The following is a 10091-nucleotide window of genomic DNA, read 5'->3' as shown; positions in this document are numbered from 1 at the left end:
TCAGCGTGAAGCCGCTGGTAAACGTTTATAAGAGGGGCGAGCCGGGCGAAGATGAGCTAAAAACGTGGTGATTAATCGAAGTGAACAGAGTGCGCTGGCACACTCCGGGCAGGGTTATTTTATGCGAAGCCATTGTATAAACGCGCGCATGGCAGGTGACATGGCTTTACCCGCTATCCAGCAAAGTGAATAACCCGGGAATTCCATCTCCCAGGGTTGCAGAAGGCGACAAAGCTTGCCGGAGGCCAGCAATGCACTGACCCGTTCCGCCGTTAACTGGGCAATACCTGCGCCAGCAATAGCGGCCTGCCGCTGCCTTTCGCGATCGTCTACCACCAGATTTCCGTGCACGGGAATATCAAAAATTTTCCCCTCATTTAAGAACTGCCAGGGCTCTACCCTGCTACTTCCCGGCCAGCGCCAGCCGATGCAATTGTGATTGATCAGATCTTCCGGGACTTCAACCGCACCATGCTTTGCCAGATATGCTGGCGCAGCGACCACAATCTGATGGAGCGGCTTGCCTAATGGAATAGCAACAAATCCCGGTTCCAGCACCTCGCCTAAGCGCAGTGATAAATCATAGCCGCCGCGGCTCAGATCGACCGGCGCATCGCTGGTTGTGATATCCAGCTGCACGTTGGGATAATCAGTAAGAAACCCGGCAATATTGTGATCAAGAAACATTTCAGCACCCGATCGAAAAGCATGAACGCGAATCAGCCCCTTAATATCCTGGCTTCTGGCGTGTGCCTGCTGCAGGGTCTCATGCAGATTAGTCATAATGGGTGCAGTCTAAAGAAACAAGGACTTGCCATCATCGGTAAGATATACCGCCCGGGTGGTCCGGTTCAGCAAACGTTGCCCGAGTTGTGCTTCCAGCGCGGTGATTTGCTGACTGACGGCTGACGCAGATACCCCTAATATTTCCGCAGCGGCTCTGAAATTCAGTTGCTGAGCAACCACGACGAAAGCCCGTAAAGCCAGATACTCCGCGCTGTTAATCATTATTGATGTCCTTTATTAATTGCCACTTAACACACCATTAAGATACAGGAACTTCACGCCTGTAAGTATCTCGTTATAATCACTCAAATCATAATTAATAAATAATATCAGGAGCACTTTATGCTGCAGGAAAACCTTGAATTAGCGCAGAGATTACAAATTATCGAAGACAAACTGGCGATTTATGAATTGATTGCGTCACATCCTCCCAGCGCAGATACTGCAATGGCGGAATATACATTATCGGTTTATCTGGAAAAGAGTGAATTCAATCGCGGTCCTCATCTTGATGGCGCGGAGGGTGCAGAGGCGATAGCCGCCTTTATTTTGCGGCCTGAGCATGAGGAAGCACTGGCTAGCGGATTAGCGCATTTTACCGGATTACCCTTGATTGATCTGCGCGAAGACAGCGCGGTAGTCACCTCTTATTTACAGTTAATTTATCTGGATGATAAAGGCGAATCACGCATGCTGGCCAATCACGGCAGCTCTCCTGGCTATCGCATACACCGCGTTGTAGTGAATCGCTGGGAGTTAAAACGCATTGCGGGCCAATGGAAAATTCATCGCAGGACGTTGATTCCTGTGGACGGTAGCGGTTTATCACGCGCATTGCTTTCCCAGGGGCTGAAAGATGTATTCAGCCGGCAATCACGATAATTAACGCGACAAGACAGTCATTGAGCCAGACCACGCTATGCAGCGACGTCATCAATGATAATCCGCTACGAGACTGGCGGCGCAGGTTGGTGTCCAGCATGGCAACAGTCTGGCTATTCCTTTCAGCCAAATTCTTTGATGATGTACTTGCCTGTAACGTATGAAATTTATCAAAGCCGACATTCTTATCATGTAGCAATGCAGTATATTCCCCTATAAATCATCGCCTCACCAAAGAATATCATGTGCAGAATGCTATCAGCCTTAAACATCAGCATAATGGGTTATTTCAGCCGCTGCGCCTTTTGACAGTCCCATACTCTAACGCTACGCTTAATTGCAAGGATATATGTCGCAAACTTGCGTAAAGATAAAATATTTCCTAAGGTGACCGCCTTTCAGCCTCTTATAGCTTTCATTTCCCTTTGTGAAGTGCCGGCTGCGAAAGCTATAAGATCGCTCCAATTTTACTCATGGGGAGTTTATGAGCACCGGAACGATGACCAATAAACCTGATTTGACCGTTGACGATATTACCGTCATTGACAACAAATTATTGAAACGCGCCGTCAGCGCCGCAGCGCTGGGTAATACCATGGAGTGGTTTGATTTCGGCGTTTATAGTTACCTTGCCGTGATTATCGGCCAGGTATTTTTCCCGGACGCCAGTAATACCGCGCAGCTTATTGCGTCGTTTGGTACTTTTGCGGCCGCGTTTTTAGTACGCCCGATTGGCGGCATGGTATTTGGTCCACTCGGCGATCGCTTTGGCCGGCAGAAAGTGCTGGCCTTCACCATGATTATGATGTCGATTGGCACCTTCTGTATTGGCCTGATTCCCAGCTATGCCAGTATCGGTATTGCCGCGCCGATCCTGCTGTTGCTGGCGCGTCTGGTGCAGGGCTTTTCCACCGGCGGTGAATATGGCGGTGCCGCCACCTTTATTGCGGAATACTCCACCGACAAACGCCGCGGTTTTATGGGCAGCTTCCTGGAGTTTGGTACGCTGGCCGGTTATCTGCTGGGCGCCAGCCTGGTGACCGGTATGATTGCGCTGCTGCCGCATCAGGCGATGATGGACTGGGGCTGGCGCATTCCGTTCTTCCTGGCCGCGCCGCTGGGGCTGTTTGGCCTGTATATCCGCCTGAAGCTGGAAGAGACACCCGCGTTTAAAGAGCATATGGATAAGCGTGAAGAGGCCGAACATAACAAGCCGCAGCTCACGCTGTGGCAAATGCTGCGCACGCAGAGTAAGCCGCTATTGAAGTGTATTGGTCTGGTGCTGCTGTTTAACGTGTCTAATTATATGCTAACCGCCTATATGCCGAGTTATTTAACCGGCATTCTGGGGCTGAGCGAAATATCCGGCCTGTTGCTGGTGATGGTGGTGATGTTTATCATGATGCCGCTGACCTTAATGTGGGGCCATTTTACCGACCGCATCGGCCGTAAACCGGTGATTGGTTTCGGCGCGCTGGGATTATTAGTGCTGGCGATCCCGGCGTTCATGCTGATTGGTTCTGGCAACATGCTATGGGTATTTGCCGGTCTGGCCGTGCTGGGCTTACTACATACCTGCTTTAGCGGCACCATGCCAGCGACATTACCGGCACTGTTTGTCACCGATATTCGTTACAGCGCGCTGGCTATCGGCTTTAATTTGTCAGTCTCGCTGTTCGGTGGCACCACACCGTTAATTACCGCATGGCTGGTCGACACCACGCACAATACCATGATGCCGGCGTATTACATGATGGGTGCCGGCGTGATTGGTTTGTTAACAGTATTAACGCTGAGTGAGACAGCACGTAAGCCACTGAAAGGTTCATCCCCTGCGGTAGCGACTAAAGCCGAGGCGCATAAACTGATTGATAAACTGCGTAAACAGCGCAGCCGTAAAAAACAGCAGCCAGCATAATCCTCGCTGATATTCACATCAGGTGCGCTCAATGCGCACCTTTTTTGTGCCCTGCGTCAGACTTATAGCTCAGATAATCGCCCCGGGCTGCGGTAGACTGACCCTCTCTGACTGTTTTTTACTCATTAAGGGATAATGATGTCATCTGCAGTGGCTCCCGCCGTTAATCAAAAGCGCGTACTGATTGCCGGATCCGTCGGCAATTTTATCGAGTGGTATGAATTCGCCGTGTACGGTTTCATGGCCACGCTGATCGCTAAACATTTCTTTCAGCTGGAAGGAGAAAGCGCCCTCACCAGCCTGATCCTCACCTATGCGGCCTTCGCGGTGGCGTTCTTTTTTCGCCCGTTAGGGGCAGTACTGTTTGGCCGCCTGGGCGATCGCTATGGCCGTAAACCGGTGCTGATCGCGGTGCTGGTATTGATGACGCTGGCCACCGTCGCCATCGGTCTGGTCCCGGTTTATGCCAGCATTGGCGTGGCTGCGCCGCTGCTGATTACACTGCTACGCATTTTGCAGGGGCTGTTTGCCGGCGGAGAATACGGCGGCGCGGTCTCGCTGATGACCGAATCGGCGCCGCCCGGCAAGCGCGGATTTTATGGCGCGTGGCAGTCGCTGACGGTGGCGCTCGGACTGCTGGCGGGCGCGGGCGTGGTGGCAGTACTGCCGCTGCTGCTGGGAGACGCCGCCATGAACGCCTGGGGCTGGCGCATTCCTTTCCTGCTGGCGCTGCCGCTCGGCGCTGTGGCGCTGTGGCTGCGCAGCGGCCTCGACGAATCACCGCAGTTCAGCCAGACACCGGCGGCGCCGCAACAGCAGGCGTCGCTGGGTGTCACGCTACGCGCTATCGTGCTAGGCATTGGGCGGTTAATGGTATGGTCGGCCGCCGGTTATACCTACCTGGTGATCATGCCCACCTATCTGCAGGCCGCGCTGCATACCGGCTTTAACCAGGCGCTGCTGATTGCGGTCATCTCTAACCTCGGCTTTGCCGCCACCATCCTGCCGGCCGGCATACTCAGCGATCGCTATGGCCGCCGCACATTAATGCTGCTGGCGACGTTTTTGCTGCTGGTGCTGGCTTTCCCGCTGCTGAAAGTGCTGCAGCATCCGGAGAGCGATATGGCGATCAAAGCGCTGGTGGTGTTTATCGCCGGTGCGCTGGTGGGCATGCTGGCCGGACCGGGACCGGCGATGCTGGCCGAGATGTTCCCGACCCGCGTGCGTTACACCGGGCTGGGGCTGGCCTATTCGCTCTCCAACGCGCTGTTTTCCGGCTGCGCGGGTCTGATCATTACCGGCCTGATGAAGCAAACCGGCAACGCCGACATTCCCGCCTGGTATGTGATGGCCACCGCCGTAGTGAGTTTTGTCGCGCTGCTTTCGCTAAATAAGGACGATCACCGCAGACCCCTTTGAGAAAAAGCGTTTGTGCAGGTAAGCACCTATCATTGGTCGCCATCAATGGCGACCCTACAGGGGCCGAAAGATTTTTTTTACAGGAGTGATGAATATATAGGCATATATATGTCTGAAATAACATAGAAAATAAATCAAGACATGCCTGATATTTTATCCAGCTCAAAAACAGTGCCATTATAAATAACAAAACCCCGGCACATCAGTGTACCGGGGATAACCAACACTACCAGTTAAATTTATTACTATCTTCCCACTCTTTGACTTCTTTCTCTGCTTGATCTTTACCGTAGCCGTAGCGCTCCTGAATGCGGCCGACTAATTGATCGCGTTTCCCTTCGGCTACGTCTAAATCGTCATCTGTAAGCTGGCCCCATTTCTCTTTCACTTTTCCTTTGAACTGCTTCCAGTTTCCGCTGATACGATCTTCGTTCATCAGTGTTCTCCTCATTTAGGTGACAGTGCCGCCTGGCATTATTTCGCGCATCGGTTAACTGCGCAGAGATAAGCGTAGCCTATGACTGAGATTAAAAGGTGCTTAAGCGAACAAAACGGAAAATTTACGTAACGGTACTGTTTAAAGCGCAGCGGGAATTAAATCTGAAAATATAGGCTATGATTTTTCAGGGTACTCAGTGATTTATCTGCGTACCCGTTTGCTACCAGGGCATTTAGTCTTTTGTATTCAGAGAGTAAATGGTTTTAAGGAACGCGAATCGCTTGATGTCGTCCATTCCCCGTGCGGGGCTTAACGAGGCAATAGAATGGAATCCACAACGTTGGAAAAATCCTGGGGTGCTGAAATCCTTGCTGACGGCAGCGTGCGGTTTCGCCTTTGGGCACCCGGTCAGCAGCAAATTACCCTTCACGCCGATGGTCAGCAGCATGCCATGCAGCCGCAGCAGGATGGCTGGTTCAGCCTGACGCTGCGCGGACCTGGTCACGGCAGCGAATATCACTACGAGCTGGCCGATGGCAGCACGGTGCCCGATCCGGCCGCGCGGGCACAACGCGCCGATGTCAACGGCCCTTCTCTGGTCATCGACCCACACCATTATGCCTGGCAGCAGCGCAACTGGCAGGGACGGCCCTGGCATGAAACGGTGGTCTACGAGCTGCACATCGGCACCTTTACCGCCGAAGGCACCTTCCGCGCGGCTATCGCAAAACTCCCTGCGCTGGCAGAGCTTGGTATCACCATGATCGAAGTGCTGCCGGTATCGCAGTTTGGCGGCACGCGCGGCTGGGGCTATGATGGCGTTCTGCTGTATGCGCCGCACTCGGCGTATGGCTCACCGGATGATTTCAAAGCCTTTGTCGATGCCGCGCACGCGCTGGGATTGTCGGTGGTGCTGGATATTGTGCTCAACCACTTTGGTCCGGAAGGCAATTACCTGCCACTGCTGGCACCGGCCTTTTTCCACGAAGAGCGCATGACGCCGTGGGGTGCCGGAATTGCTTACGATGTCGATGCCGCGCGGCGTTATATCGTCGAAGCGCCGCTCTACTGGCTGAAGGAGTTTAACCTCGACGGCCTGCGCTTCGATGCCATCGACCAGATTGAGGACACGTCCAGCCAGCATGTGCTGATCGAGATTGCCGAACGCATTCGCAGCGAAATCCACTCTCGCCCGATCCATCTCACCACCGAAGACAGCCGCAACGTGATCTTCCTGCATCCGCGCGATGCGGACGGTAACGCGCCACTGTTCAGCGGTGAATGGAACGACGATTTTCATAATGCCATTCATGTCTTTGCCACCGGCGAGACGCACGCGTATTACCAGGATTTCGCCGACGTACCGGAGAAATTAATCGCGCGCATTCTCACCGAGGGCTTTGCTTATCAGGGCGAGCTGTCACCACAGAGTGGCCAGCGGCGCGGCGTACCCAGCGCAGGCCAGCCGCCGGTCGCGTTTGTCGACTTCATCCAGAACCACGATCAGGTGGGCAACCGCGCCCAGGGCGAACGCCTGATTAGCCTGGCCGGTGCCGATCGCACCAAAGTGCTGCTCGCCACCCTGCTGTTGTCACCGCACATTCCGCTGCTGTTTATGGGCGAAGAGTACGGTGAAACCAACCCGTTCCTGTTCTTCACCGATTTCCACGGCGATCTGGCGAAAGCGGTGCGCGAAGGACGGGCGCGCGAATTTACCGGTCACGCCGGTCATGACGAGACGGTGCCGGATCCCAACGCTGAAGAGACCTTCACGCGGTCGAAACTGGACTGGCGCAAAGTGGAAAATCCCGCAGGCCAGGCGTGGCTGACGCTCACGCGCCAGCTACTGGCGTTGCGCCAGCAGCACATCGTGCCGCTGCTGCCGGATGCACGCCAGCACAACGGCCAGGTGCTGCGCACCGCACCGGGCTTTGTTACCGTTAGCTGGCAGTTCCCGCAGGGCCAGCTGTCACTGGCGCTGAATATTGGACAGCAGAGCCAGCCGCTGCCCGCGATGCCCGGCGAGACGCTCTTTGCGTGGCCACAGGAAAGCGGCGAACTGCCGCAGCACTCTCTCATCGTGCGTCTGGCAAAAGGAGCAGCGCAATGAGCATTCCAACCGCGACTTACCGCATCCAGTTCCGTAACGGCATGACCTTTGACCGCGCAGCGCAGCTGGTGCCCTATCTGCAGCAACTGGGCATCAGCCATCTCTATGCCTCGCCGATCTTTACCGCCACGCGCGACTCGACGCACGGCTATGACGTCACCGATGCCAATGAGATTGACCCGGCGATTGGCGGACGCGCCGGTTTTGACCGCCTCAGCGCGGCGCTGCAGCAGGCCGGGATTGGCCTGATCCTCGATATTGTGCCTAACCACATGGCGGCGTCGCTGGAAAATGCCTGGTGGCGCGATGTGATTGAACACGGGGAAGCCAGCCGCTACGCGCGCTACTTTGATATCGACTGGTCGCGCAGGCTGACGCTGCCGTTCCTCGGCGATGATTTTGACCGCGTGCTGGCCAATGATGAACTCAGTATCAAGGCCGATCCGCACAGCGGCAATCCGGCGCTGGTCTATTACGACAGTTACTACCCGCTGACGCCCGCCAGCTGGCAGCAGCGTAAAGACGAGGTGCTGGCGCTGCGCGATCGCGCGGCCATCGCAGAACTGCATGCGCAACAGCCGTGGCAGTTGATGAACTGGCGTGAGGCGCGCAGCGCGCTCTCCTACCGCCGCTTCTTTGAAATTACCGGGCTGGTCGGCGTGCGCGTCGAAGATGAAGAGGTGTTCGCGGCTTCGCATCGCCTGATTCTTGAACTGGTACACAGCGGTGTGGTGAGCGGGCTGCGCGTCGATCACGTTGACGGGCTGGCTGATCCGCTCGGCTATCTGCAACAGCTGCGTCAGGCCGCGGGCGACGCGTGTTATATCACGGTGGAGAAGATTCTCGCTGACGGTGAGCAACTGCCCGCCGACTGGCCGGTGTCCGGCACCACCGGTTACGAGTTTATCGCCGCGCTGTCGCATGCGCTGATTGATGATAATCAGATCGATATGCTGCATCTGGCCTATGAAGCGGTATCCGCCGAACGTAACGACGTGGCGGCTGGCCTGCGTGCGGCACGTGAACTGATGGTTGATCGCAACTTTGCCGGGGAATTCAGCCGCCTGCTGGCGCTGGCTACCGAGGCAGCCGATCTGGTGCATCGCAACTTCAGTGAGGCTGAGCTGCACGTGGCGCTGCGCGAACTGCTGATCGCCTTCCCGGTGTATCGCACCTACGGCCGGAAAGCCGGAATGCCGCTGGAAGGCGAAGCGTTGCTGTTACAGGTGCTGGAGCAGGTTAAACACAGCGCCTCGCCTGCGGCGCTGAGCTTTTTGCAGGCATTACTGCTGGGGGCGATCACTGAACAGGGCGAGCAGGATGCGGCGGAATTCCGCGCCCGCTTCCAGCAGCTGACCGGCCCGCTGATGGCGAAATCGGTCGAAGACACGCTGTTTTTCCGCAATCACGTGGCGCTGGCGATCAATGAAGTGGGTGCCGAACCACTGCCACACGCGTTTTCGCTTGAACGCTTTCATCGCGACATGCAAACCCGGCTGCAGCATCAGCCGGATGGGCTGTCCGGCACCTCCACGCACGACACCAAGCGCGGCGAAGATGCGCGCGCGCGGCTGTATACCCTGAGTGAAGCGCCGGCGCTGTGGGCGGAGAACGTGACGCGCTGGCGGCAGATGAATCAGCCGCACGTAGTCGCGCTGGCGGACGGCCCGGCGCCCGAACCGCCGGTCGAGTGGATGCTGTATCAGGCGCTGGCCGGCGTCTGGCCCACCACGCTGCAGCCGGAGGACACAGCGGCACTCGACGCGCTGCGCGATCGCTTTTTACCGTTTGTAGAAAAAGCCCTGCGCGAGGCGAAGTTACGCACCGACTGGGCGGACGGCAATGAGGCTTACGAAAACGCTGTACTGGAGTATGCCCGTCAGCTGCTGTCGCCCACCAATCCGGCGTTCCTGCAGGACTTTAGCCTCGCGCTACAGCCGTTCATCCGTGCCGGACTGGTTAACAGCCTGAGCCAGACGGTGATCAAACTGACCGCGCCGGGCGTGCCGGATATCTATCAGGGCTGCGAAGCGCTGGATTTCAGCCTGGTCGATCCGGACAACCGGCGCGAGCCGGATTTCGCTCAGCTGACGGCGCAGCTGAATGTCCACGCCGCGCCGGACTTTGCCAGCCAGCAGGACTGGCTGAGCGGTCGGCTGAAACAGCAGATGGTTGCGCGCCTGTTGCATCTGCGCCGCGACCATGCGCAGTTGTTCCGCTTTGGTGATTATCAACCGCTCAGTGCATCGGGCGAACATGCGGAAAAAGTGATCGCCTTTGCCCGTCAGGACAGCGGCTACGCGCTGCTGGTGATTACGCCACGGCTGATTTTCAATGGTGCACAGTGGAGTCTTACCCGACTGGCACTGCCGGAATCGCTGGCGCATCGCCACTATCGCAATGTGCTGACCGGTGAAACCGTAGTGATTAATGATGATATTACGCTGGACAATGTGAGCTATAGCGCGCCGCTGGTGCTGATTAGCCAGTAGCGTCCCCGATAAACCTGTTGTTTTACATGACTATCTATTCACTGG

At 56.1% G+C, this 10091-nt stretch carries 8 protein-coding genes; 5 read left to right on the top strand and 3 right to left on the bottom strand.

The window, feature by feature from the left end; all coding sequences use genetic code 11:
- Window positions 1-114: 114 nt before the first annotated feature.
- Window positions 115-783, bottom strand: coding sequence for a LysR substrate-binding domain-containing protein (locus tag ERD80_RS05815; RefSeq protein ID WP_136546180.1), 669 nt, complete (start codon window positions 781-783; stop codon window positions 115-117).
- A gap of 12 nt (window positions 784-795) precedes the next feature.
- A complete protein-coding gene (locus ERD80_RS05810; protein ID WP_136546178.1) occupies window positions 796-1008 on the bottom strand; it encodes a LysR family transcriptional regulator in 213 nt (70 codons plus the stop codon).
- A 120-nt stretch (window positions 1009-1128) separates the two neighbouring features.
- Between ERD80_RS05810 and ERD80_RS05805 the strand changes: the two genes are divergently transcribed.
- The 3 genes from ERD80_RS05805 (at window position 1129) to ERD80_RS05795 (ending at window position 5005) form a co-directional block, all read left to right on the top strand.
- A complete protein-coding gene (locus ERD80_RS05805; RefSeq protein WP_136546176.1) occupies window positions 1129-1668 on the top strand; it encodes a nuclear transport factor 2 family protein in 540 nt (179 codons plus the stop codon).
- A 484-nt stretch (window positions 1669-2152) separates the two neighbouring features.
- The gene (gene proP, locus ERD80_RS05800; protein WP_031280122.1) at window positions 2153-3586 is read left to right on the top strand and encodes a glycine betaine/L-proline transporter ProP; all 1434 of its coding nucleotides are present in this window, start codon (window positions 2153-2155) and stop codon (window positions 3584-3586) included.
- Window positions 3587-3721: 135 nt separating this feature from the next.
- Window positions 3722-5005: an MFS transporter gene (locus ERD80_RS05795; RefSeq protein ID WP_136546174.1), complete on the top strand. Its 1284-nt coding sequence runs from the start codon at window positions 3722-3724 to the stop codon at window positions 5003-5005.
- Between the two features lie 226 nt (window positions 5006-5231).
- On the opposite strand, the gene ERD80_RS05790 is transcribed toward ERD80_RS05795, so the two are convergent.
- Complete coding sequence (locus ERD80_RS05790) at window positions 5232-5441, bottom strand: CsbD family protein (RefSeq protein ID WP_021509571.1); 210 nt, start codon at window positions 5439-5441, stop codon at window positions 5232-5234.
- 328 nt (window positions 5442-5769) lie between these two features.
- On the opposite strand from ERD80_RS05790, the gene treZ reads away from it, so the two are divergent.
- Both treZ and treY read left to right on the top strand, forming a co-directional pair.
- A complete protein-coding gene (treZ, locus tag ERD80_RS05785) occupies window positions 5770-7554 on the top strand; it encodes a malto-oligosyltrehalose trehalohydrolase (RefSeq protein WP_136546172.1) in 1785 nt (594 codons plus the stop codon).
- Window positions 7551-10046 (top strand): malto-oligosyltrehalose synthase, encoded by a 2496-nt coding sequence (gene treY, locus ERD80_RS05780; RefSeq protein ID WP_136546170.1) that lies wholly within the window; start codon window positions 7551-7553, stop codon window positions 10044-10046. Before treZ ends, treY begins: the two co-directional genes overlap by 4 nt.
- Window positions 10047-10091: the final 45 nt, after the last annotated feature.

Source organism: Pantoea sp. R102 (assembly GCF_004916815.1).
GTDB classification, from domain to species: Bacteria; Pseudomonadota; Gammaproteobacteria; order Enterobacterales; family Enterobacteriaceae; genus Pantoea; species Pantoea dispersa.
Note: the sequence above shows the minus strand (reverse complement) of the source record. Positions and strands in the feature narration are given on the sequence as shown.